The organism is Bacteroides sp. RCH18 (assembly GCF_058231005.1).
This window is the reverse complement of sequence record NZ_JBIPTC010000001.1, coordinates 1,168,690-1,192,863: the sequence shown is the minus strand read 5'-3', so window position 1 is coordinate 1,192,863 and position 24,174 is coordinate 1,168,690. Positions and strand designations below refer to the sequence as shown.

General features: G+C 43.9%; 19 protein-coding genes, 2 tRNA genes, 1 rRNA gene and 1 other RNA gene. 16 read left to right on the top strand and 7 right to left on the bottom strand.

The genetic code is table 11. The features are described 5' to 3' along the window. Positions 1 to 25: 25 nt before the first annotated feature. The 3 genes from ACHLI0_RS04705 to ACHLI0_RS04695 form a co-directional block, all read right to left on the bottom strand. Positions 26 to 1,462, bottom strand: a complete 1,437-nt coding sequence (locus ACHLI0_RS04705) for a tetratricopeptide repeat protein (protein WP_008764957.1) — start codon at positions 1,460 to 1,462, stop codon at positions 26 to 28. A 204-nt stretch (positions 1,463 to 1,666) separates the two neighbouring features. Next, complete coding sequence (locus tag ACHLI0_RS04700) at positions 1,667 to 3,406, bottom strand: glutamine--tRNA ligase/YqeY domain fusion protein (protein WP_490748562.1); 1,740 nt, start codon at positions 3,404 to 3,406, stop codon at positions 1,667 to 1,669. A gap of 51 nt (positions 3,407 to 3,457) precedes the next feature. Then, positions 3,458 to 4,270: a PstS family phosphate ABC transporter substrate-binding protein gene (locus tag ACHLI0_RS04695; protein WP_490748561.1), complete on the bottom strand. Its 813-nt coding sequence runs from the start codon at positions 4,268 to 4,270 to the stop codon at positions 3,458 to 3,460. A gap of 176 nt (positions 4,271 to 4,446) precedes the next feature. On the opposite strand from ACHLI0_RS04695, the gene pstC reads away from it, so the two are divergent. The 4 genes from pstC to phoU are packed head-to-tail and all read left to right on the top strand — an operon-like array spanning position 4,447 to position 8,034. Beyond that, the gene (gene pstC / locus ACHLI0_RS04690) at positions 4,447 to 5,643 is read left to right on the top strand and encodes a phosphate ABC transporter permease subunit PstC (protein ID WP_490748560.1); all 1,197 of its coding nucleotides are present in this window, start codon (positions 4,447 to 4,449) and stop codon (positions 5,641 to 5,643) included. Position 5,644: 1 nt separating this feature from the next. Further along, complete coding sequence (gene pstA, locus ACHLI0_RS04685; protein ID WP_490748559.1) at positions 5,645 to 6,520, top strand: phosphate ABC transporter permease PstA; 876 nt, start codon at positions 5,645 to 5,647, stop codon at positions 6,518 to 6,520. A 7-nt stretch (positions 6,521 to 6,527) separates the two neighbouring features. Beyond that, a complete protein-coding gene (pstB, locus tag ACHLI0_RS04680; RefSeq protein WP_490748558.1) occupies positions 6,528 to 7,286 on the top strand; it encodes a phosphate ABC transporter ATP-binding protein PstB in 759 nt (252 codons plus the stop codon). A gap of 58 nt (positions 7,287 to 7,344) precedes the next feature. Next, on the top strand, positions 7,345 to 8,034 hold the full coding sequence (phoU, locus tag ACHLI0_RS04675) for a phosphate signaling complex protein PhoU (protein WP_008762450.1): 690 nt from the start codon (positions 7,345 to 7,347) through the stop codon (positions 8,032 to 8,034). A 396-nt stretch (positions 8,035 to 8,430) separates the two neighbouring features. On the opposite strand, the gene ACHLI0_RS04670 is transcribed toward phoU, so the two are convergent. Both ACHLI0_RS04670 and ACHLI0_RS04665 read right to left on the bottom strand, forming a co-directional pair. Further along, positions 8,431 to 9,117: a LytR/AlgR family response regulator transcription factor gene (locus tag ACHLI0_RS04670; protein ID WP_008762451.1), complete on the bottom strand. Its 687-nt coding sequence runs from the start codon at positions 9,115 to 9,117 to the stop codon at positions 8,431 to 8,433. Then, the gene (locus ACHLI0_RS04665) at positions 9,114 to 10,115 is read right to left on the bottom strand and encodes a sensor histidine kinase (RefSeq protein WP_490748557.1); all 1,002 of its coding nucleotides are present in this window, start codon (positions 10,113 to 10,115) and stop codon (positions 9,114 to 9,116) included. The genes ACHLI0_RS04670 and ACHLI0_RS04665 overlap by 4 nt, the downstream gene beginning before the upstream one ends. A gap of 216 nt (positions 10,116 to 10,331) precedes the next feature. Here ACHLI0_RS04665 and ACHLI0_RS04660 point away from each other — a divergent pair, with 216 nt between their 5' ends. Both ACHLI0_RS04660 and ACHLI0_RS04655 read left to right on the top strand, forming a co-directional pair. Then, on the top strand, positions 10,332 to 10,934 hold the full coding sequence (locus ACHLI0_RS04660) for a riboflavin synthase (protein ID WP_008766638.1): 603 nt from the start codon (positions 10,332 to 10,334) through the stop codon (positions 10,932 to 10,934). 18 nt (positions 10,935 to 10,952) lie between these two features. Then, positions 10,953 to 11,489 carry a nitroreductase family protein gene (locus tag ACHLI0_RS04655; RefSeq protein ID WP_490748556.1) on the top strand — a complete coding sequence of 179 codons (537 nt, stop codon included), beginning with the start codon at positions 10,953 to 10,955 and terminating at the stop codon, positions 11,487 to 11,489. A gap of 235 nt (positions 11,490 to 11,724) precedes the next feature. Here the strand turns inward: ACHLI0_RS04655 and ACHLI0_RS04650 are convergent, their stop codons facing one another. Both ACHLI0_RS04650 and rnpB read right to left on the bottom strand, forming a co-directional pair. After that, complete coding sequence (locus ACHLI0_RS04650) at positions 11,725 to 13,044, bottom strand: YihY/virulence factor BrkB family protein (protein WP_048694157.1); 1,320 nt, start codon at positions 13,042 to 13,044, stop codon at positions 11,725 to 11,727. 36 nt (positions 13,045 to 13,080) lie between these two features. Then, an RNA gene (gene rnpB, locus ACHLI0_RS04645) (RNase P RNA component class A) lies at positions 13,081 to 13,442 on the bottom strand. 98 nt (positions 13,443 to 13,540) lie between these two features. Between rnpB and ACHLI0_RS04640 the strand changes: the two genes are divergently transcribed. The 10 genes from ACHLI0_RS04640 to ACHLI0_RS04595 all read left to right on the top strand — a co-directional run bounded on the left by ACHLI0_RS04640 (position 13,541) and on the right by ACHLI0_RS04595 (position 24,010). Then, a complete protein-coding gene (locus ACHLI0_RS04640) occupies positions 13,541 to 14,527 on the top strand; it encodes a C40 family peptidase (RefSeq protein WP_195365089.1) in 987 nt (328 codons plus the stop codon). Positions 14,528 to 14,566: 39 nt separating this feature from the next. Beyond that, positions 14,567 to 15,718 (top strand): dipeptide epimerase, encoded by a 1,152-nt coding sequence (locus tag ACHLI0_RS04635; protein WP_490748555.1) that lies wholly within the window; start codon positions 14,567 to 14,569, stop codon positions 15,716 to 15,718. A 219-nt stretch (positions 15,719 to 15,937) separates the two neighbouring features. Then, positions 15,938 to 17,476 carry a trypsin-like peptidase domain-containing protein gene (locus tag ACHLI0_RS04630; protein WP_008762458.1) on the top strand — a complete coding sequence of 513 codons (1,539 nt, stop codon included), beginning with the start codon at positions 15,938 to 15,940 and terminating at the stop codon, positions 17,474 to 17,476. A 182-nt stretch (positions 17,477 to 17,658) separates the two neighbouring features. Continuing rightward, positions 17,659 to 18,519 (top strand): sigma-70 family RNA polymerase sigma factor, encoded by an 861-nt coding sequence (locus ACHLI0_RS04625; protein WP_008766632.1) that lies wholly within the window; start codon positions 17,659 to 17,661, stop codon positions 18,517 to 18,519. Positions 18,520 to 18,653: 134 nt separating this feature from the next. After that, positions 18,654 to 19,235: a murein L,D-transpeptidase catalytic domain-containing protein gene (locus ACHLI0_RS04620; RefSeq protein WP_490748554.1), complete on the top strand. Its 582-nt coding sequence runs from the start codon at positions 18,654 to 18,656 to the stop codon at positions 19,233 to 19,235. 76 nt (positions 19,236 to 19,311) lie between these two features. Continuing rightward, positions 19,312 to 19,713, top strand: a complete 402-nt coding sequence (locus tag ACHLI0_RS04615; protein ID WP_008762460.1) for a hypothetical protein — start codon at positions 19,312 to 19,314, stop codon at positions 19,711 to 19,713. Between the two features lie 84 nt (positions 19,714 to 19,797). Continuing rightward, entirely contained in the window at positions 19,798 to 21,012 is a 1,215-nt protein-coding gene (locus tag ACHLI0_RS04610; RefSeq protein ID WP_490748553.1) for a clostripain-related cysteine peptidase, read from the top strand. Positions 21,013 to 22,045: 1,033 nt separating this feature from the next. Next, positions 22,046 to 23,574, top strand: a 16S ribosomal RNA gene (locus ACHLI0_RS04605). A gap of 231 nt (positions 23,575 to 23,805) precedes the next feature. Further along, positions 23,806 to 23,879: transfer RNA gene (locus ACHLI0_RS04600), tRNA-Ile, on the top strand. 54 nt (positions 23,880 to 23,933) lie between these two features. Next, positions 23,934 to 24,010, top strand: a tRNA-Ala gene (locus ACHLI0_RS04595). Positions 24,011 to 24,174: the final 164 nt, after the last annotated feature.

The following is a 24,174-nucleotide window of genomic DNA, read 5'->3' as shown; positions in this document are numbered from 1 at the left end:
TTTGGGCTAAAGTTTATTAATATGATTATTTATTTCCTTTCTCTTTCTTCATGCGCTTCCAGACTTCTTTGAGCATTTGTTCGCCTTCCTCCGTCTGGTTAGGCCTGGATAGCAGATCCAGAATGATGTCCTCGCTGATCGGATGGGCACTTTCACTGTTGTACTTGAAGAAGTCGTCTATCTCGTTATGCATCAGACTGAGAATACTCAGTTTCTCTGTGACGTCTGCATAGTTGGGATCAATCCGGTATGACTCTTCAAAACAGAGTTTGGCTTGATATAAGTACTCTGCGTCCGAATAGGCCGAAGCTACCAAATACCACATTTCTGCACTCGGTTCCATCACCAGTGCTTTGTCAAAAGCCTTGACTGCCTTTTTTTTCTGACCTTCCTTCATGTAGAGTTTACCTTCTGTCAGATGGATACCGGGATCATCCGGCTGGATCTTTTTGGCTTTTTTACATAACAGATGCGCTTCCTCATGCTTGCCTAGTTGGGAGGCGGCTACAGCTTTGTTGGTATAAGTATCTATCAATAGAGGAGAGTTGCCGGCTCCGTCTGCTACAAAACGGTCGATGACACGTTGGTAGCAATCGTCTGCTTCTTGCCATGCTCCTTTGTTGGAATATGCCATCCCCAAAAACATGTAACCCATTTCGGGAGGAAAGGCTTTGTATTCTATCGCCTTTGTATAATTCTCAATGGCGGCATCCGAATTGTTCAGATAGAAATAGCAATGTCCGCGGTAAGCGTAGGCTTCTCCAAACGTCTCGTCGGCAGCCAGTGCAAAGTCACAGGCTTCGATTGCTTTTTCACTGTCTTCAGCTGCAAAGCGGCATTTGGCAAGTCCCACCCAGTAACTGGCATTGTAGGGATCCATATCAATCAGTTGATTGTAATAGGTCGATGCGGCTTCGAGTTCATTGGTGCCTGCGAGATAGTCTGCCATGACAGCTATGAAATCTTCTTTTTTACCGAATCGGGGGGTACCTTTATCCAACCATTCCTTGGCGGCTTCGGGGTATCCCATATCCATATAGAGATAGATGATGTTAATAATTGTTTCCAGTTCATCCGTATCTTCTATGGTATCTAATGTGCTTCGGGCTGCTTCCAGTTGTCCTTCGTTCAGCAGAAGTTCCGCTTTCAGCATTTTTACATCAGTAATATAATCATCTGTGATGCTTTCTGCAACTTTTTTCGCCAGAGGTATTTTACCGGTATCAAGATAAAGATAGGCCTGCTCTACCAGTAGATCTGTGCTGTCGGGATGCAGGTGGAGGCCGTAAGTTATGACCTCTTGCGCTTCGTCGAATTTCCGTTCGGCAGCATATCGGTCAGCAATGTCGGCTAGTTGGTCTCCGTCCAGATAGAGTTGTCGGTTTTCTGCTTTTGCCGTTTCATATTGAGCGATTAACTCGTTTAGTTCTTTATTTGCGGACGGTGAATTTTTTCTCCCCATTCTGATTTATTTTGATTTGAATAAAGCAGCGCTAAAAAGATGTTTAGGCACGGATTACACAGATTGACGCGGCTTGTAAGTTACGTGAACTCTTTAAATCCGTGCAATCCGTGTAATCCGTGCCTGAATAATATCATAGATTTATTCCTTATTCGGCTTTTGGCACTGTCTTTTTATGTTTAAGTAGCCTGTGAAGGCTGAATTTTATTTATTGATTTTGCCCCAGGTATCCTTTAATCCTACCGTGCGGTTGAATACAAGTTTCTCCGGAGTCGAGTCTTTGTCGATATTGAAATAACCGATGCGTTGGAATTGCAGGTATGAGAGCACAGGCAAGGTTGCCGCAAACTTCTCGATATAGCAATTCGGCAGAACTTTCAAAGAATCCGGATTGATGATTTCCTTCATTGCTTCCAGAGCTTCGCAGTTCTTGGCTTCACGGATGGCAGCCAGTTCGTCGCGTGGGTTTTCTACTTTCCACAGGCGGTCGTAGAGGCGTACTTCTGCTTGCAGGCAGTGGTTACAGCTTACCCAGTGGAGCGTACCTTTCACCTTGCGGTTGGCATCCGGCATACCGCTGCGGGTGTTCGCGTCATATTCACAATATACTTCTGTGATTATGTCGTTCTCATCCTTCTTGCATCCGGTACATTTTACGATGTAAGCGTTTTTGAGGCGTACTTCCTGTCCCGGAGTCATGCGGAAATATTTCTTGGGCGCGTCTTCCATAAAGTCTTCGCGTTCCATCCATAATTCACGGCTGAACTCGATCATGTGGCTTCCTGCTTCCGGATCTTCCGGATTGTTGATAGCTTCCAGTTCCTCCACTTGTCCTTCCGGATAGTTGGTGATGATGAGTTTCACCGGGTTGATGACAGCAGATACGCGGGTAGCACGGCTGTTCAGATCGTCACGTACGGAGCTTTCCAGCAATGCGATATCGTTCAGGGCATCGTAAGTCGTATAACCAATTTTATCGATAAATTTATGAATAGATTCCGGAGAATAACCACGACGGCGGAAGCCGCAGATGGTCGGCATACGGGGATCGTCCCATCCGTTCACCAATCCTTCTTTTACTAGCGTCAGCAGGTTGCGTTTGCTCATCAGCGTGTAGCTCAGGTTCAGCTTGTTGAACTCAGTCTGACGGGGACGGTTGTCGTTCAGATCCTTACCTTCTTTCAGCCAGTCGATGAAGAGATCATAGAGCGGACGGTGTACCACAAATTCGAGCGTACACAGAGAGTGGGTTACTCCTTCGAAGAAGTCACTCTGTCCGTGGGCGAAGTCGTACATCGGATAAGCCTTCCAGGTAGTACCTGTGCGGTGGTGCGGATGCTTCACGACACGATAGATGATCGGGTCGCGGAAGTGCATATTAGGATTGGCCATGTCGATTTTGGCACGGAGCACCATAGCGCCTTCTTCTATCTCACCGCTGTTCATCTTCTTGAAGAGTTCCAGGCTTTCTTCGATTGGGCGGTCACGGTACGGGCTGTTCACACCTGCTTGCGTGGGAGTACCTTTTTGCTGGGCAATCTGTTCGGCAGTTTGCTCGTCGATATATGCTTTTCCTTCCTCGATGAGGCGGATGGCGAAGTCCCATAATTGCTGAAAATAGTCGGAAGCGTAGTATTCGTTTCCCCATTGGTAGCCAAGCCATTGAATATCTTCTTTGATGGCTTCTACGTATTCCACGTCCTCTTTGGTCGGGTTTGTGTCGTCGAAACGAAGGTTACATACACCGCCATGTCTGGCAGCGATGCCGAAATCAAGGCAAATAGCTTTGGCATGACCGATGTGAAGGTATCCGTTCGGCTCGGGCGGGAAGCGGGTCTGCACTTTTCCACCATTTTTACCTTCCTTCAAATCCTTCTCTACTGCCTGTTCAATAAAGTTCAGGCTTTTCTTATCGCCTGTGTCTTCGTTTTTAATATCTGTCATAACGTTAAAATGTTAACTCTATTTATAGGCTACAAAAGTAGGACATTTTTTTTATTTTACTGGAATATAACCACTCTTTTTTATAATCTCCTGTCCTTCGGGCGAAAGAATGAAGTTGATCAGAGGAGCTACCTGCTCTTTGTTCTTCACATTATAATAGTAATAAAGGGGGCGCACAATAGGATAAGTCTTGTTCGTTGCGTTCTCTACTGTGGGCGCGGTGTAGTGGCTTCCGTCATACGAAACGGAAAGCGTTTTGGTGCGGGGAGATACGTATGCCAGCCCGACGTATCCGATGGCTCCTTTCGTCTGGCTGACGGACTGGATGATAGCACCCGTGGCGGGCATGGAAAGGCTGCCTGCCATATAGTTCTTGTTTTTCAGCACGTTTTCCTTGAAGAATTCGTAAGTTCCCGAAGAGGTTTCGCGGGAGTAGACAACTATTTTGCGGTCGTCTCCACCTACTTGCTTCCAGTTGGTGATCTTTCCGCGGAAGATGTCTTCCAGCTGCTGGCGGGTGAGCTGTTTCACCGGATTGGAAGGGTGCACCACTACGGCAAGGGCGTCGTAGGCTACGATTACTTCGTCCACCTCTTGTCCCGCTTCTTTGGTTTTCATCTTTTCGCTGAATTTGATCGGACGGGAAGCCATGGCAATATCCGTCGTATTATCCATCAGTGCAGAGATGCCGACCCCGGTGCCTCCTCCGGTGACAGTGACCCGCGCATCCGGATGCTGATTCATAAATCGCTCTGCTGTTTGTTGGGCAACAGGCAATACGGTGTCGCTGCCTTTGATGCGCTGTGCGTTGGCGCTGAGAGACAGAAGGGAAAGGGCGATTAATAAATTTCTTCTCACTTTCATAATTATTCTTTTTATTGTTGGTGCAAATAAAACAATCACATATTACATTTTTGTTTCAGATAAGGGAGAAATAATGTTTGTAACACAAATGTAACAGCATTGAAATACTTCCTTCAAACGTTAGTCACACCTCCTTAATAAGGAGTTGCTTTCTTTGCATCAGAAAACCAATAGGTATGAAGAATATTTTTGAGAAAATAATAGAAGGAATTCTGACTTGTAGCGGTTTCGTAACAAGTATTACAATCCTGCTGATCGTGCTTTTCCTGTTTACGGAGGCTTTCGGGCTGTTCAATAGCAAGGTGATTGAAGAAGGGTACGTGTTGGCTCTGAACAAAGGCAATAAGGTAAATACGCTGAGCCCTGCTCAGATAAAGGACGTTTTCGACGAGGAGATAACGAACTGGAAAGAACTCGGTGGGGAGGATCTCCCTATCCGGGTTTTTCGTTTGGAAGATATCACGGAGTATTATACGGAGGAAGAACTGGGTCCGGCTTACGAGTATGCCGGTGAAAGAATCACGCAGTTGGTGGAAAAGACGCCCGGTATCGTGGCTTTTGTTCCGCAGAAATTTATAGTACAGCCCGATGCGGTGCATTTTATCAAGGATAATACCATTTCGGTAAAAGATGTCTTTGCGGGTGCCGAATGGTTCCCTACAGCTACTCCTGCCGCCTTATTCGGGTTTCTGCCGTTGATAGCGGGTACTTTGTGGGTGAGTCTGTTCGCTATACTTTTTGCGCTTCCGTTCGGGCTTTCGGTATCTATCTATATGTCTGAGGTCGCCAATCCGAAGGTGCGTAACTGGCTGAAACCGATTATTGAGCTACTGAGTGGTATTCCTTCGGTGGTTTATGGCTTTTTCGGCCTGATCGTCATTGTTCCGCTGATTCAGAAATTTTTTGATCTGCCGGTAGGGGAGAGCGGTTTGGCAGGAAGTATCATCCTGGCTATCATGGCGCTGCCTACTATCATAACGGTTACCGAAGATGCCATGCGCAATTGCCCCCGTTCGATGCGGGAAGCAAGTCTGGCGCTGGGAGCTTCGCAGTGGCAGACTATATATAAGGTCGTGATTCCCTATTCGATCTCCGGAATCACTTCCGGCGTGGTGCTGGGCATCGGACGTGCTATCGGAGAGACGATGGCAGTATTGATGGTAACGGGTAATGCCGCAGTGATACCGACAACGATTCTCGAACCGCTCCGCACGATTCCGGCAACGATTGCGGCGGAACTGGGAGAAGCTCCGGCAGGCGGACCACACTACGAAGCATTGTTCCTGTTGGGTGTCGTACTGTTCTTTATAACATTAATCATCAACTTTAGCGTGGAGTATATCTCTTCTAAAGGAATAAAACGTAGCAAGTGATATGGAAATACGAAGTAATAATAAAGCGAAACACCGTTCTCAGAGGCTGGCTTTCGGAATCTTCCGGTTGTTGAGTCTCTGCATAGTGTTGATTTTGTTTGCGATTCTCGGTTTCATTATATATAAGGGAGCGGGCGCTATCAGTTGGGAGTTCATTACTTCGGCACCTACGGACGGGATGACCGGCGGAGGTATCTGGCCGGCTATTGTCGGTACTTTCTATCTGATGGTTGGCAGTGCGCTTTTCGCTTTCCCGGTGGGAGTGATGAGTGGAATCTATATGAATGAATATGCTCCGAAAGGGAAGCTGGTACGTTTTATACGAGTGATGACGAACAATCTGAGCGGTATTCCTTCTATCGTTTTCGGTCTGTTCGGTATGGCGCTGTTTGTCAATTATATGGGCTTCGGTGACAGTATTCTGGCGGGTTCTTTGACGTTAGGCTTACTTTGCGTACCTTTGGTTATTCGTACTACGGAGGAGGCGTTGAAAGCGATTCCCGACAGTATGCGTGAAGGAAGCCGGGCATTGGGAGCTACCAGATTGCAGACGATCTGGCATGTGATTCTTCCGATGGGGATGCCGAATATCATTACGGGATTAATCCTTGCTTTGGGACGTGTTTCAGGCGAGACGGCGCCGATTCTGTTTACCTGTGCCACTTACTTCCTGCCACAGTTGCCGACGAGCATTCTAGACCAGTGTATGGCGCTGCCGTATCACCTGTATGTGATTTCGACCAGCGGAACGGATATGGAAGCGCAGTTGCCGTTGGCTTATGGTACGGCTTTGGTACTGATTGTGATTATCCTTCTGGTTAATCTGCTGGCAAATGCATTGAGAAAATATTTCGAGAAAAGAGTAAAAACGAATTGATAAGTATATGGATACAAAAAAAATAGATGCGCGTGATGTAAACTTCTGGTATGGTGATTTTCACGCTTTGAAGGGGATCAGCATAGAGATTGAAGAAAAGTCTGTAGTTGCCTTTATCGGACCGTCGGGATGTGGCAAATCGACTTTCCTTCGTCTTTTCAACCGGATGAACGACTTGATTCCCGCTACCCGTCTGGAAGGTGAAATCCGGATTGACGGGCATAATATTTATGCCAAAGGGGTGGAAGTGGACGAGCTTCGCAAGAATGTGGGCATGGTTTTCCAGCGCCCTAACCCTTTCCCGAAAAGCATATTCGAGAATGTCGCTTACGGGCTTCGCGTCAATGGAGTGAAAGATAACGCTTTCATCCGCCAGCGGGTAGAAGAGACGCTGAAAGGGGCTGCGCTTTGGGATGAGGTGAAAGATAAACTGAAAGAGTCTGCCTATGCTTTATCCGGCGGACAGCAGCAGCGTCTCTGCATTGCCCGTGCCATGGCGGTATCTCCTTCGGTACTGTTGATGGATGAACCGGCTTCTGCGCTCGATCCTATTTCTACGGCCAAAGTAGAGGAACTGATTCATGAACTGAAGAAGGACTATACAATCGTGATCGTAACTCACAATATGCAGCAGGCGGCACGTGTCAGTGACAAGACGGCTTTCTTCTATTTGGGAGAGATGGTAGAGTATGGTGATACGAAAAGGATATTCACCAACCCTGAGAAAGAGGCTACCCAGAATTATATCACAGGACGTTTCGGCTAAGTGCCACCGGAGTGTTTGTGAAAAACGAGAATATTAATCATTTATATATAAATAGACTATGGTAAAGTTTATAGAATCGGAACTCATTCTATTGAAGAAAGAAGTGGATGAAATGTGGACACTGGTGTACAATCAGCTTGACCGTGCAGGGGAAGCAGTCATGACACTTGACAAGGAACTGGCACAACAGGTAATGGTTCGCGAACGTCGGGTGAATGCCTTTGAACTGAAGATCGACAGTGATATAGAGGATATCATTGCATTGTATAATCCGGTGGCGATTGATCTCCGATTTGTGCTGGCAATGCTGAAAATCAATACAAATCTGGAACGTCTGGGAGACTTTGCAGAAGGGATAGCCCGTTTCGTTATTCGCTGTAAAGAACCGGTGCTGGATGCCGATTTGCTGACTCGTCTGCGTTTGGGAGAGATGCAGGCGGAGGTATTGTCCATGTTGGAACTGGCAAAACGTGCCTTGAATGAAGAGAACATTGAAATGGCGACAGCGGTATTCGGCAAAGATAACCTGCTGGATGATATCAATGCGGAAGCCACAGGCATCCTGGCAGATTACATCCGCGAACATCCGGAGACGGCGCATACATGTGTTGACTTGGTTGGTGTGTTCCGCAAACTGGAGCGTTCGGGCGACCATATTACTAATATAGCCGAAGAAATAGTCTTCTTTATTGATGCGAAAGTCTTAAAACATAGCGGAAAAGTGGACGAAAACTACCCGAAATCGTAATTTTTTGCATGTTTTTAAACAAAAATTAGGGCTACTTAGAAAATAATCCTATATTTGTCCCTTGTAACGGACAAGTTATGGGCGGTTTTGCGTCAAATGATAATAAATCCAAAGAAATTTCAAAAAGATGTTATATGACATGTTTTATAATTTGGAGAGTATCAGTAAAAGCGACTATATTTGCACCGTTATCCTGAAAACAATCTTTTTACCTTAAAAAAAAACTAATACCTATTGAAAACTGAAAAATGGAGCTTTGTGAAAAGCCCCATTTTTTTTGCTTTATATTGAAGGTCACGAAGCCGTGTTATTCGGTGTTTGAGAGGGGGATTCTTCTTCACATCTATTGCTTTTTTGCCTTGAAAGAACCGATTTGAAGAACGAGTTTAAGAACCATTATTGTAATCGCTGATAAAAGTCTTTCATATAACTTTTCCCAATCGGTATGCGCATATTTCCGATTTTTACGACATTGCGTTCTATGTTATCTATTTTATTAATAGCTATCAGATATGACTTGTGAATACGTATAAACTGCTTGGCAGGTAATAGCGACTCAATCTCTTTGAAACTGAGTAAAGTCATGATTCTTGTAGTGTCAGTGATCACATGAAGATAGGCTCCTTTTCCTTCTATATATAAGATGTCGCATAGGTTGATGCGTACCATCCGGTATTCTGTTTTAAGAAAAATATAATCTTTGGGAAGTGGCTGGGCTGGGGGATTGGATGCCATTTCCGTCTGCACCTTGTTCACTGCTTTTAGAAAGCGTTCAAAGGAGTAAGGCTTCAGTAGATAGTCGGTGACGTCATATTCGAATCCTTCTACGGCATACTCTCCATAAGCGGATGTGATGATGATATGCGGGCGCGTATGGAGAGCTTTCAGCAACTGAATACCGGTGAACTGTTCCATCTGTATATCAAGGAACAGTAAGTCTATCGTATTGGATTGAAGGAAATCAAAAGCATCCAGCCCATTATCAAAGGTGCCTACCAAATCCAGTAAAGGCACTTTGCTGATAAAGTTCTTTAGTTTGTCTACTGCTAGCGGCGCGTCTTCTACTATAATACAATGGATCATGTGAGCTTAATCGTTAATGAAACATCAAAGTAACCGTTTTTCTGATTGATTTGCAAATCATATCTGCGCCGATACAAGATATCCAGTCGTCGCCTTATAATATTCAACCCAATACCGCTGGAGGAATCTTTGTTGATTTGCTTTGCCGGATCGAACATATTGAATATTTCAAAATGTATCTCGGATTTCTGAATCTGAAAAAACAGGCGGATAGCTTCAGGAGCTTTCTTATCCGTACAATGCTTGAAGGCATTTTCAATAAATGCGATGAACAGCATAGGAGCGACACGAATATTATCTGGTGATCCTTCCAGCCTATATGATACCAAATTCGGATTATCATATTGTAATTGTTGCAGGTCAAGGTAATTGTGGATGTATTTAAGCTCTTGTGCGAGATCAACTTCGGGAGTATTGGTCTCATAGATCATATATCGCATCATTTCCGACATTTGTACCAGTGATTTTGAAGCTTTCTCCGGATAGGAACAAATCAGACTATCAATATTATTCAGAGTGTTGAATAGAAAATGCGGATTCAGTTGATTTTTCAGGAGATTCAGTTCACTTTGAAGATTTTGCCTTTTTAATTCTTTCTGTTTTTCCTTCTTTTGAAACCAATCGTATAGTATATACAATAGAATACCTGTTACAGATGAATACAGGAAATAACTGATGACCCATAGCATAATACCATAATCGTTGTCACTTTTCAGATAATAAAAGAGACTAATGAAGGCGAAAGATAAAATAAAGCCATAATACCCCCAAGCTTTCTTTTTGGTGTATAAGTGACAGCTAAGATATGAACAAGTCACTGTGAATATGGAAAGATAAGGGATAGTCTGCCCCACAGAACTAGCAAATGATTGGAGAGAAAAGATTCTGGCGCTTAGAGTCGTTAACATAGTAAATACTCCATTAATAAGGAAATAAGCGAGAACAGGAACAATAAGTCCTATCTTCCGGATGCTGATTTGTGATGTTTTGATTTTCATATTTTCTTCTTATTTAGTAAAACCTATCACAAAACTCCGTTTATTTTTCCTCTTTAAAAAATTAAATGAACGAACAGACGGAATTTATTCACAAGTTAACCTTTGCAAGATATGAAAAAAAACAGAAAGTTTTCCAACTTCCTTCCTTATTCGTATCTTTGACGACGTATTGAAGAGGTATCTCTTCAGTTGAATTCAAAATTTAAAATTCATATTATGTTTTCTGGAATCGTAGAAGAGTACGCTACTTTGGTAGCACTGGTGAAAGACCAGGAGAATATACACTTTACATTTAAGTGTTCGTTTGTAAATGAGCTGAAGATCGATCAGAGTATTTCTCACAACGGAGTATGCCTGACGGTAGTGAGTCTGACCGATGATACGTATACGGTAACTGCCATGAAAGAAACGCTGGACCGTTCGAATCTTGGTTTGCTGAAAGTGGGCGATAAGGTGAATGTAGAGCGCAGCATGATGATGAATGGCCGACTGGACGGACATATCGTGCAGGGACACGTAGACCAGACTGCTACTTGTGTGGAAATCAAGGATGCGGAAGGAAGCTGGTATTTTACATTTAAATATGCATTTGATAAGGAAATGGCGAAACGTGGCTATATCACGGTAGACAAGGGTTCGGTGACTGTTAATGGTGTCAGTCTGACGGTATGCAATCCGACGGATGATACTTTCCAGGTAGCTATCATACCTTATACTTACGAATATACCAACTTTCATACATTTGAAATCGGTAGCGTAGTGAATATCGAATTTGATATCATCGGTAAGTATATCAGCCGGATGATTCAGTATAGATAATTAAAAAATAGATGTCTGATGGATTTTCTGCAATTGGTACTGTCTCGTCAGAGTGACCGGGCGTATGATAAAAAGCGTCCGGTAGAAGCGGAGAAGCTGGAGCGCATTCTGGAAGCTGCTCGTCTGGCTCCTTCTGCCTGCAATGCGCAGCCATGGAAGTTTGTGGTCGTGACGGACCATGAGCTGGCTTCAAAAGTGGGGAAGGCGGCAGCCGGACTAGGCATGAATAAGTTCGCCAAAGATGCCCCTGTACATATTCTGGTTGTAGAAGAGTCTGCCAATATTACATCCTTGCTTGGAGGAAAAGTAAAAGGCAAGCATTTCCCGCTGATTGATATTGGAATCGCTGCTGCTCATATCACATTGGCTGCAGAGAATGAAGGACTGGGTTCCTGCATCCTGGGCTGGTTTGATGAAAAAGAGATCAAGCAATTGACAGGTATTCCTGCTTCCAAACGTTTATTGCTGGATATTGCAATCGGGTATCCGGTGAAAGAGAAACGAAAGAAGATGAGGAAGCCGAAAGAAAAGGTCATTTCTTATAATCAATACTAATTGAAAAAAGATTACTCCTTGGACTTGCCGGAGTAGATATACAGTAAAAAGCCTCGTTGGTTTAAAAGGAAGAGGTCGTTCCTTTAAAACCAACGAGGCTTTCCTTTAAAACCAACGGCCTGTTTCTTTTAAAGGAAAAAGTTGTAGTCTTTAATCTATTGATTATAAGATAGTTGTCTAAATACAATTTTCAAAATTGAGGATTGGTAAAAAACAAAGACGTTTAAAGGAGTTTTTATAGGTCTTTTAGCAGTACTTTACTTGCCTTCTTATAGTATTCTTCTCTGGATTCAGTCAGTACTTTCCATTCGTCATTAAACTCCTCATCCTTGTCGATCTTGAAGTTTTCGGACCCATAAGTATCCAGTCGGTCGAGCAAGATGGCTACATTCAGCTGGTTAATATCCATAGAGGGTTGGTAACCGATATCTTCACTCTTTTGGTCGGTCACTACCTCGTGGATCAAGTCTATTTCTTGTAATTGATAGAGTACCTGATTAGTCAGCCGGATGGGGATTTGATGCTCTTCCGATATCTCTGCTGCTGTATAAGGCGGCTCATTCTTTTCGAAACGTTTGGCGATAAGCGACATGATCAGGATAGAGATAAAGTCACGATAACGTCTGCTGATGTTGCGGGTATCCTGATCGAAGCTAAAGCTACGGATATTTTGTCCGGCATACGTCAATTCAGCTCCGAACAGACAGATGGTCCATGAGATTTGCAACCAGAGCAGAAACAAGGGGAGGGCGGCGAAGCTACCGTAGATAGCATTGTATTTTGATACCCATAACTGGCTGTTGATATACAGGAACTGGAAGGCCTGATAAGCGGAACCTGCCAGGATACCTGCAATCAGAGCGTGCTTGAATTTCACTTTCGTGTTGGGCATGAAGATATACAAGCCCGTAAACATCAGCCAAGTTAATACAAATGGGATAAGGCGGATCATGAACTTCATGACGGGAGCCAATAAAACGAAATCGTCCATCTGCTTCAGCACGGTGCTCACAAACAGGGAAAGACCGCCCGATACCACAATCAGAATCGGCATGAGCAGGAACATGGAGAAATAGTCCGTAATCTTCCGGTACATGGAACGCGCCTTCTTAACTTCCCAAATGCGGTTGAAAGTGATTTCGATATTGCTCACCAGATTGATCACGGTCCATAACAACATCACCAGACCTACTCCGATGAAAATACCGCCTTTGGTTTGCGAGAGGTAGGAGTTGACGAAAGAAAGAATAGCTTCCGTCGTTTCTATATTTCCCCCGAAGCCGCTCCGAAACTGGTGCTCCATCAAATTATCAAATCCGAATCCGCGGGCCACGGCGAATAGGATGGCGAGTATAGGCACAATAGCAAGCAGTGTGCTGTATGTCAGTGCTGAGGCCTTGTTTGCCATCCGGTCTTTAGTAAATCGGTTGATGCAGAGATAGATGGTTTTGATAATATTGTAGAGCGAAAATTTCGTTCTAGTCACTTCATCTTCCGTGATGCGCCAGATGTCATACGTGATGAATTTCCATATATCGGTGATTTTCTTCTTCATGGCTCAGAATTTTAAAAAAGCAGTTTAAAAAAGAAAAAAAGCAGTCAGCCTGTAAGCCGAGTTCTGTACCTTATAGATATAAGGTGCCTGTCATTTATCTGAGTGGCGTGTCACCACGACACTTTAGCGGTCTACCCTCCGACATGGAGCGAGCAGCTCTCATAACGCCGGTTTACATGACCTTACAACTCCTAAGACGTACAGCCCGTATGTCACCATACGACTGGTAGGCTCTTACCCTACCTTCTCACCCTTACCTCTCCCCGAAAGGAGCGGCGGTTATTTTCTTCTACGTTACTCTACCCTCGCGGACAGCTTTCTGTTAGGAAGTAGGATGCTCTGTGTTGCCCGGACTTTCCTCCTGCGCGAAACGCGCACGCGACAGACCGGCCAACTGCTTTAGACTGCAAAAGTACGTCATTTATTTTGTTTTAGCCAAAGAAAGTGTCACAAATAGAAATAATTTCTACCTTTGCTATCATTAAATCATGATTCAATGAAGAAAAATATCCTTTTTTTCTATTGCTTGCTGGTAGTAGCGGTAGTTAGTCTGAAAGCTCAGGAAATACGCCCCATGCCTGCTGATTCGGCTTATGGGGTAGTGCACATTTCTGTTTGTAATATGCGCGATGAAGGTAAGTTTACATCCGGGATGAGTACGCAGGCGCTGCTCGGAATGCCGGTTAAGGTATTACAATATACCGGCTGGTATGAGATTCAGACTCCGGATGACTATACGGGATGGGTACACCGGATGGTGATTACTCCGATGTCGAAAGAGCAATACGATGAATGGAACCGTGCTGAGAAGATCGTAGTGACTTCCCATTATGGATTTACGTACGAAAAACCGGATGATGACTCTCAGACCGTATCGGATGTCGTTGCAGGCAACCGTCTGAAGTGGGAGGGGAGCAAAGGGCGCTTTTACAAAGTGTCTTATCCCGACGGTCGCCAGGCATATATCTCCAAACATATTTCACAACCCGAAACGAAGTGGAGAGCTTCATTGAAACAGGATGTCGAAAGCATTATTCAAACTGCCTATACAATGATCGGAATCCCCTATCTGTGGGCGGGAACTTCTTCGAAAGGAGTCGATTGCAGCGGTCTGGTCCGGACAGTGCTTTTTATGCACGATATAATCATCCCGAGAGATGCGTCGCAACAGGCTTATGTAGGCGAACGCATTGAAATCGCTCCTGATTTCTCCAACGTGCAACGCGGAGATCTCGTCTTTTTCGGTCGCAAAGCCACAGCCGACCGCAAAGAAGGCATCTCACACGTCGGCATCTACCTGGGCAACAAACGCTTCATCCATGCCTTGGGAGACGTACATATCAGCAGCTTTGATCCCGAAGACGAGTACTACGACGAGTTCAACACCGGCCGTCTGCTTTTTGCCACCCGCTTCCTGCCTTATATAAATAAGGAGAAAGGCATGAATACCACCGACCATAACCCCTATTATTTATATGACTAATCATTATCCATTATCAATTATCCATTATCCATTCAACAAATGCCAAATAGAAGAGATTTCCTGAAAACGGCCGCCTTTGCAACTTTAGGCTCCGGAATAGCTGTCAGTCAGGCATTGGCGGGAGAATCTATAACTTCCACCATTCATATAAACAAACAGGGTATGGGAGGAAAGATGAAAATGACTTTTTTCCCTTATGAGTTAAAGTTGAGGCACGTCTTTACGGTAGCCACTTATTCGCGCACCACCACACCCGATGTGCAGGTAGAAATCGAGTATGAGGGAGTGACCGGATATGGAGAGGCGTCAATGCCCCCTTATCTTGGGGAGACGGTGGAGTCGGTGATGAACTTCCTTAAAAAAGTAAATCTGGAGCAATTCAGTGATCCTTTTCAGTTAGAGGACATTTTGTCATACGTTGACAGTCTGTCGCCGAAAGACACAGCGGCAAAGGCAGCGGTAGATATTGCCCTTCATGATTTGGTGGGAAAGCTACTGGGAGCTCCGTGGCATAAGATATGGGGATTGAATAAGGAAAAGACCCCTTCCACCACCTTTACGATCGGTATCGATACGCCCGATGTGGTTCGTGTCAAAACAAAAGAGTGTGCAGACCGGTTTAATATATTAAAGGTAAAGCTGGGAAGAGACAACGATAAGGAAATGATAGAGACGATCCGTTCGGTGACAGACCTTCCGATTGCCATAGATGCCAACCAGGGATGGAAAGACCGCCAATACGCGCTCGATATGATCCATTGGCTGAAAGAGAAGGAGATTGTAATGATAGAGCAGCCCATGCCGAAGGAGCAACTGGATGACATAGCCTGGGTGACGCAGCAAAGCCCTCTGCCGGTGTTTGCCGATGAGTCGTTACAGCGTTTAAAGGATGTGGCCGCTTTGAAAGGCGCATTTACGGGAATCAATATCAAACTGATGAAATGTACCGGTATGCGTGAAGCATGGAAGATGGTGACGCTGGCGCACGCTTTGGGAATGCGCGTGATGGTGGGCTGTATGACGGAGACTTCGTGTGCGATATCTGCCGCCTCGCAATTTTCTCCGGCGGTCGATTTTGCCGACCTCGATGGTAACCTGCTTATCTCCAACGATCGCTTCAAAGGAGTAGAAGTGGTGAAGGGGAAAATCACCTTGAATGACTTACCCGGAATCGGTGTCATGAAAATCTGATCTTACTGAATGAATGTCAGACTGTTAAAGCCATCTGACATACAACGAATGTAAATTTGTCAGTTGCTGTCGTTAAGCGCTGTTAAGCCTCAAATATTCTCTGTTAAAAGAGGACAAAAAAGAGTGACAAGTAGAATAAGTGAACGATATTTGTTATTATTTTAACGTCGTAAAAGTTAAAACAATGTCGAATATTAACATTTTAAAGAATTATAAATCATGAAACAGACAACAAAGAACATTCTGGGAGTAGGAGCTATTATTCTTCTTAGCTCAGGAGTTGCAGGATTGACAACTTACAAATTGTTGCAATCCAATGATGCTGCCAAGGAGACATCTTTTAATGAGATGTTCCAGCAGAATCCCAATGTCAAATTGGCTGCTTTTGACGCGGTAAACGCTCAACCGGTTGACTTGACACAAGCTGCGGAGAATTCGCTTCATGCTGTCGTACATATAAAGTCTACTCAGGAAGCTAAAACAAGAACCGTTCAGCAAGCGCCGGATATTTTTGACTTCTTCTTTGGAGACGGACGCGGACAGCAGCGTCAGGTACAATCCCAGCCTCGCGTTGGCTTTGGCTCCGGAGTCATCATTTCAAAAGACGGATATATCGTGACCAACAATCACGTAATTGAAGGTGCCGATGAGATCAGTGTGAAGCTGAATGACAACCGTGAGTTCAGAGGACGTGTGATCGGTACTGACCCGAGCACAGACCTTGCTCTGATCAAGATTGAGTCTGATGATGATCTGCCTACTATTCCGGTTGGAGATTCCGAAACACTGAAAGTAGGAGAGTGGGTACTCGCCGTAGGAAATCCCTTCAATCTGAACTCTACAGTGACAGCAGGTATCGTAAGTGCCAAAGCCCGTACTCTGGGAGTATACAATGGTGGTATTGAATCTTTCATCCAGACAGATGCCGCTATCAACCAAGGGAATAGTGGTGGTGCACTGGTGAATGCGAAAGGCGAACTGGTAGGTATCAACTCCGTGTTGTCTTCACCTACGGGAGCATACGCAGGATACGGCTTCGCTATTCCTACCAGCATCATGACTAAGGTAGTTGCTGACCTGAAACAATACGGAACGGTACAGCGTGCCCTCCTTGGCATCAAGGGAGCTTCTTTGGGCAGCAGCATCATGGAAGACCAGAGTCCTATCGATAAGTCTGGTACTACACTGCGTGATAAAGCAAAAGAATTTGGCGTGGTAGACGGCGTATGGGTACGTGAAATCGTTGATAACGGTTCGGCTGCCGGTGCTGATATCAAGGTGGATGACGTAATTGTCGGTTTAGATAACAAGAAAGTACATAATTTTGCCGACCTGCAGGAAGCATTGGCTAAACACCGTCCGGGCGATAAGGTAACTGTGAAACTGGTTCGTGACAAGAAAGAAAAGTCAGTAGAAGTGACGCTGAAGAACGAACAGGGTACTACCAAGATTGTGAAGGAAGCAGGCATGGAAATTCTGGGTGCTGCATTCAAAGAGTTGCCGGATGACTTGAAGAAACAGCTAAACCTCGGCTATGGTCTGCAAGTGACAGGCGTTTCTTCAGGTAAGATGTCAGATGCAGGAGTTCGCAAAGGTTTCATCATCCTGAAAGCTAATGACCAGCCGATGCGCAAAGTAAGCGATCTGGAAGAAGTGATGAAAGCCGCTGTAAAGTCTCCGAATCAGGTATTGTTCCTGACCGGCGTATTCCCGTCCGGCAAGCGCGGATACTTTGCAGTAGACCTGACTCAGGAATAAGTTATAAATTAAGGTAAGAAGATTGTAGGATAAGCTAATGAAATAGAAAAAGGATGCCGTCACACAACTTGTCGGCATTCTTTTTTGTTTTATTAGTTGAAAATATAGTGAAAAAGTTGCCTAAATATGTATGTTAACAAATTATTTGTCGTAACTTTGCACTCCAAATCTGTTTTTAAAGAATGAGACAACTAAAGATTACCAAAAGTATCACTAACAGAGAGAGCGCTTCTCTTGACAAGTATTTGCAGGAAATCGGCCGTGAGGACCTGATTACAGTCGAGGAAGAAGTGGAACTCGCTCAGCGCATTCGTAAGGGTGACCGTGTAGCATTGGAAAAATTGACACGTGCCAATCTTCGTTTCGTCGTGTCTGTGGCCAAGCAGTACCAGAACCAGGGTTTGAGTTTGCCTGACTTGATTAATGAAGGCAATTTAGGACTGATCAAGGCCGCCGAAAAGTTTGATGAAACACGTGGATTCAAGTTTATCAGCTACGCCGTATGGTGGATTCGCCAGTCTATTCTGCAAGCATTGGCAGAGCAGTCGCGTATTGTTCGTCTCCCGTTGAATCAGGTAGGTTCGCTGAATAAGATCAGCAAAGCCTTCTCAAAGTTCGAACAGGAAAACGAGCGGCGTCCATCTCCCGAAGAGTTGGCAGATGAACTGGAAATTCCGGTTGACAAGATCTCTGATACGCTGAAGGTATCCGGCCGTCATATTTCGGTGGATGCGCCTTTCGTGGAAGGAGAAGACAACAGCCTGCTGGATGTGTTGGTAAACGACGATTCGCCTATGGCGGACCGCTCTCTGGTTAATGAGTCTCTTGCGAGGGAAATTGATAGAGCTCTTTCTACGTTAACCGAACGCGAAAAAGAAATCATACAGATGTTTTTCGGTATCGGACAACAAGAAATGACATTGGAAGAAATCGGCGATAAGTTTGGCCTCACACGTGAGCGCGTTCGTCAGATTAAAGAAAAAGCAATTAGAAGACTAAGACAAAGTAATCGTAGTAAATTGCTCAAATCCTACTTGGGATAAGTGAGGAATATCAGTTTCTGAAAAAAAAATTAGGGTCGCATAAGTTGCACTTCTTGGAGTAATCATCTGAAGAATGTACTTATGCGACTTTTTATTCAGCCGTTATTCGTCAATGCTATACTATGCACAATTTTATGAAGAAGTCTGCTCTGATATTATTCACACTTGTTGGTCTGGGCATTGGCTTTGTAGCCAAAGCCGAACGACCCTTGCGGGAAAAGGCCCTTGCGGCGAAAACCTATTGCGTAGAGAAAGGGTTTAATACGAATTATTGCTTTCTGGTAGATTTCAGCATTCCTTCCGGCAAGAAGCGTTTCTTTGTCTGGGATTTCAAAGGCGATTCCATCAAATATTCAAGTCTGTGTGCTCATGGATATGGCAAGGAGAGCACACCGAAGAAACCGGTATATAGTAATGTGGAAGGCAGCTATTGTTCTTCTTTGGGGAAGTATAAGGTCGGAATCCGTTCGTATAGTAAATGGGGGATTAATGTACATTATAAACTGCATGGATTGGAATCGACTAACAGCAATGCTTTCAAGCGTTACATTGTGCTTCATTCGTACACTCCGGTACCGACTTTGGAGATATACCCCATGCATCTTCCATTGGGGATCAGCCAGGGATGTCCTGTGATCTGTGATGACGTGATGCGGAAGGTCGATGCGCTGCTGAAAGCCGAGAAGAAGCCCGTGTTGCTATGGATATATGAATAGAAATACTAAATCTTAATGATAAATAGATGATATTTCCTCTTTTTTGTTACCTTTGCCACAATTAAAAATTTATGATATGAAATACGTAAAAATACTATTTGCAATGGCACTTGTGTTGACAATGTGCTCGGCTTTCTCTTTAAAGAAAGACCACTCAAAAACAGTTTATGCCTTCGGAATTGCCGCTTCCTTTACGGATACAGTCGTGTATTTTACGGATATTCAAATATTGGATAGCGCAAAGGTTAGCAAGGAAGGTTTTCTGACTCATCGTGATCTGTATAGCTATCAGCTGAAGAATTATGTGGAAGATAACGGACTGCAGCAGAATAGTACCTGTATGATCTATTTCTCAGAAAACAGAAAAAAGCTGGAGAAAGAAGCAACGAAGATTCTGAGTAAATATAAAAGGAATAGGAATACCACAGTAACACGGATTGATACTGATAAATTCCACTTTATAAAACCGGAAGAGTAAAAGATTAATTGTTAATATGATAAGAGATGCAGGTTTGCATCTCTTATTTTTTTATCTTTGTGGCCGTAACTAATTGGAAATCTAATGAAAAAGATTAAAATATTATCCCTTCTCATGGGTTTGGCTGCGCTGTTTGCAGCTTGTGAGAATAATGAAAACGAAGGTCCTGAAGGACCTGAACCACGTGAGCAGGTAGGACGTACGGTATTGGTCTATATCGTAGGGGATAATGGAGTTAGTGAGTTATCGAGCCTTTTTAAAGTCAACTTTAGCGATATGAAGGCGGGTATGGAAGAGGTTGATTATTCCAAGTGTAATTTGGTTGTTTATAGTGAGATGGTAAATGACGTTCCTCATCTTATTTCATTGAAACAGAAGAATGGTAAAGTAGTGGCTGATACTCTTTTTACTTATGATGAACAAAATCCGCTGGATAAGGAAGTGATGACCAGTGTTATTTCCCAAACGGTCAGTTATTTCCCTGCAGATAGTTATGGTTTTGTATTCTTGTCTCATAGCTCTTCATGGGTGCCGGCCAGTAATAATGCGAACTCTCGCTCCATCGGATATTATCGTAGGACTCAGATGAATATACCGGATTTCCGTGAAGCATTGTCCTCTGCTTTTCCAAAACCATTAAAATTCATATTGTTTGACTCATGTAATATGCAATCTGTGGAAGTCGCCTATGAACTTCGTGACTGTGCCGAATATTTTATAGGTTCTCCTACGGAGATTCCGGGGCCGGGGGCACCTTATAAGGCAGTAGTACCGGAAATGTTTACTGAAACAAATTTGGCGACAAATATAGCAGAGGCGTATTATGGATATTATGAAAAATCTTATACAGGGGTTGCTCCTGTTAGTAATGAGAATTGGACGGGAGGAGTTGCTACTTCTGTGATAAAGAGTGCGGCTTTGGATAATTTGGCAGCGGCAACCAAGACAATTATTCCTAATTATATTCAAGAGAAGAGGGAAGTAGACCGTAGCGATATATTAGCTTATGATTTTAACGATGACGCTAATTATGATTTTGAAAATTTGATCCGAAATTTGACAGGTGGAGTGGATAATGCGGATTATCGGTCTTGGTATACAGCCTTTGAAGCAGCTGTTGTATATAGGAAAACAACTCTCAAAAACTATTCCGGTATCATTCGTAGAATGTTTACTATGGAAGGTTCGGAAGGACTTTCTACATATATACCTACTGGCGAAAGTAATTCTACTATGAATACTTTCTATCGCACTTTGTCATGGTACACTGCTGCCGGATGGGATGGAACCGGATGGTAACTATCGGTTATGCAGCTTTCACTAATTGCAGAGCATTGGCAAGTATTGATACGGAGGCTGCGATTGTAACATACAGTAGCAGTAGTTGGAATTTCTATTTTAAAGAAATAACAAAAGATTTACTCCATTCATAAAATTCAGTAATTCAAATGATAACAAGCTTCCATCGCTTTTCTTGGCAAGAAAGGTGGTGGAACCTTTGTTTTGTCGCACTGTTTCGCCTGCATTTGTAAACCTTTGCCTGCTTATTTAAGTATGATGATAGCATCTTTTCTCCATCCGTTCGTATTGTTTCGTAATAAGTAAACTACTTATGTATCCATATACCTCATTGCATCAATTTATTCAACAGAATTACGATATAATAAAACTTAAGCAGATTTTTCCATTCCTTTTATTGTCTTTTTATTCCATACGTTTGTAAATAGCAGGCTTTCTTTCGTAGGTTTGTGTATTATTCACGTTCACTAGTTCATGGATATTAATTATGTAGTCGTGATTTTTATCTATTCAATCCTTTACTTACACGTGAATATATATTAATGTATAAAGAAAATAGCTTTTACAATTACAGTAGAAAAAGATACTCTACAATATCATTGTCAATCAGGTGGTTACAGAAAAGTTTCAAAAAAGTGGTAGAAAATAGTCAGATATATTTGGATTGTATAGCAAAACCTCGTACTTTTGCACCCGCTTTCCAAGAGAGGGACAGCCTAACAATTGACATTCTGCTAAAGTTTAAGGCTTCAGAAAATAAAAACAAAAAAACTTCGAAAAAAGTTTGGAGGTTATCTGAAAAAGTTCTTATCTTTGCATCCGCTTTCGCTAAGAAAGCAGCGCGACAGAAGTCACGTTAGTTCTTTGAAATATTGATAAACAATACAAGTAGTACAAGAAAAAAATAGAACCGTCAATACTTGTCTTATATATAGTAATATGCATGAGACTTAAGGTATTAATGAAGTCAATAAATTGTACGGCATCCTGAACAGAGCAAGAACCAGCAGCAATGCTGATTAAAATAACTTTTACAATGAAGAGTTTGATCCTGGCTCAGGATGAACGCTAGCTACAGGCTTAACACATGCAAGTCGAGGGGCAGCATTTCAGTTTGCTTGCAAACTGGAGATGGCGACCGGCGCACGGGTGAGTAACACGTATCCAACCTGCCGATAACTCGGGGATAGCCTTTCGAAAGAAAGATTAATACCCGATAGTATAATCAGACCGCATGGTTTGATTATTAAAGAATTTCGGTTATCGATGGGGATGCGTTCCATTAGGCAGTTGGTGAGGTAACGGCTCACCAAACCTTCGATGGATAGGGGTTCTGAGAGGAAGGTCCCCCACATTGGAACTGAGACACGGTCCAAACTCCTACGGGAGGCAGCAGTGAGGAATATTGGTCAATGGACGGGAGTCTGAACCAGCCAAGTAGCGTGAAGGATGACTGCCCTATGGGTTGTAAACTTCTTTTATATGGGAATAAAGTTTTCCACGTGTGGAATTTTGTATGTACCATATGAATAAGGATCGGCTAACTCCGTGCCAGCAGCCGCGGTAATACGGAGGATCCGAGCGTTATCCGGATTTATTGGGTTTAAAGGGAGCGTAGGTGGACAGTTAAGTCAGTTGTGAAAGTTTGCGGCTCAACCGTAAAATTGCAGTTGATACTGGCTGTCTTGAGTACAGTAGAGGTGGGCGGAATTCGTGGTGTAGCGGTGAAATGCTTAGATATCACGAAGAACTCCGATTGCGAAGGCAGCTCACTGGACTGCAACTGACACTGATGCTCGAAAGTGTGGGTATCAAACAGGATTAGATACCCTGGTAGTCCACACAGTAAACGATGAATACTCGCTGTTTGCGATATACAGTAAGCGGCCAAGCGAAAGCATTAAGTATTCCACCTGGGGAGTACGCCGGCAACGGTGAAACTCAAAGGAATTGACGGGGGCCCGCACAAGCGGAGGAACATGTGGTTTAATTCGATGATACGCGAGGAACCTTACCCGGGCTTAAATTGCATTTGAATAATCTGGAAACAGGTTAGCCGCAAGGCAAATGTGAAGGTGCTGCATGGTTGTCGTCAGCTCGTGCCGTGAGGTGTCGGCTTAAGTGCCATAACGAGCGCAACCCTTATCTTTAGTTACTAACAGGTCATGCTGAGGACTCTAGAGAGACTGCCGTCGTAAGATGTGAGGAAGGTGGGGATGACGTCAAATCAGCACGGCCCTTACGTCCGGGGCTACACACGTGTTACAATGGGGGGTACAGAAGGCAGCTACCTGGTGACAGGATGCTAATCCCAAAAGCCTCTCTCAGTTCGGATCGAAGTCTGCAACCCGACTTCGTGAAGCTGGATTCGCTAGTAATCGCGCATCAGCCATGGCGCGGTGAATACGTTCCCGGGCCTTGTACACACCGCCCGTCAAGCCATGAAAGCCGGGGGTACCTGAAGTACGTAACCGCAAGGAGCGTCCTAGGGTAAAACTGGTAATTGGGGCTAAGTCGTAACAAGGTAGCCGTACCGGAAGGTGCGGCTGGAACACCTCCTTTCTGGAGCGATGTCGTTGCAACGATTTCATTGGTTCTATTATTGTACTACTGGTACTTGTTTATTTATAACATATAGATCAACCATCTATAGAAGTATAGATAGAGATAAACAAGAGAAAGAAAGAAGCCGAGTCTAACATCAGGTAGACAAGGTTGAATTATCGAGCAAGAGAGAGCAGAAGCGATGCTTGCATCGATTATGCCGAAAGCAGCCGATAATGCGTAGAACATAGTCCTATAGCTCAGTTGGTTAGAGCGCTACACTGATAATGTAGAGGTCGGCAGTTCAACTCTGCCTGGGACTACTCCGAACAAAAATTGTCGTTGCCAATACAGTGTTGGAATGTTCAATTACTCTTGGGGGATTAGCTCAGCTGGCTAGAGCATCTGCCTTGCACGCAGAGGGTCAACGGTTCGAATCCGTTATTCTCCACCATCTCTGAAAAAGAGAAACGATCTTTGACATGATGTACAAAAAGTAAAATTTAGTAAAGAGCTAAAAGTATATATCGAACCGTACGTAATAGATATGGTACATGGCGATTGATAAAGCTTCTGCATTATCCATTTTCCATTCTCCATTATCCATTAAGTAAGTTT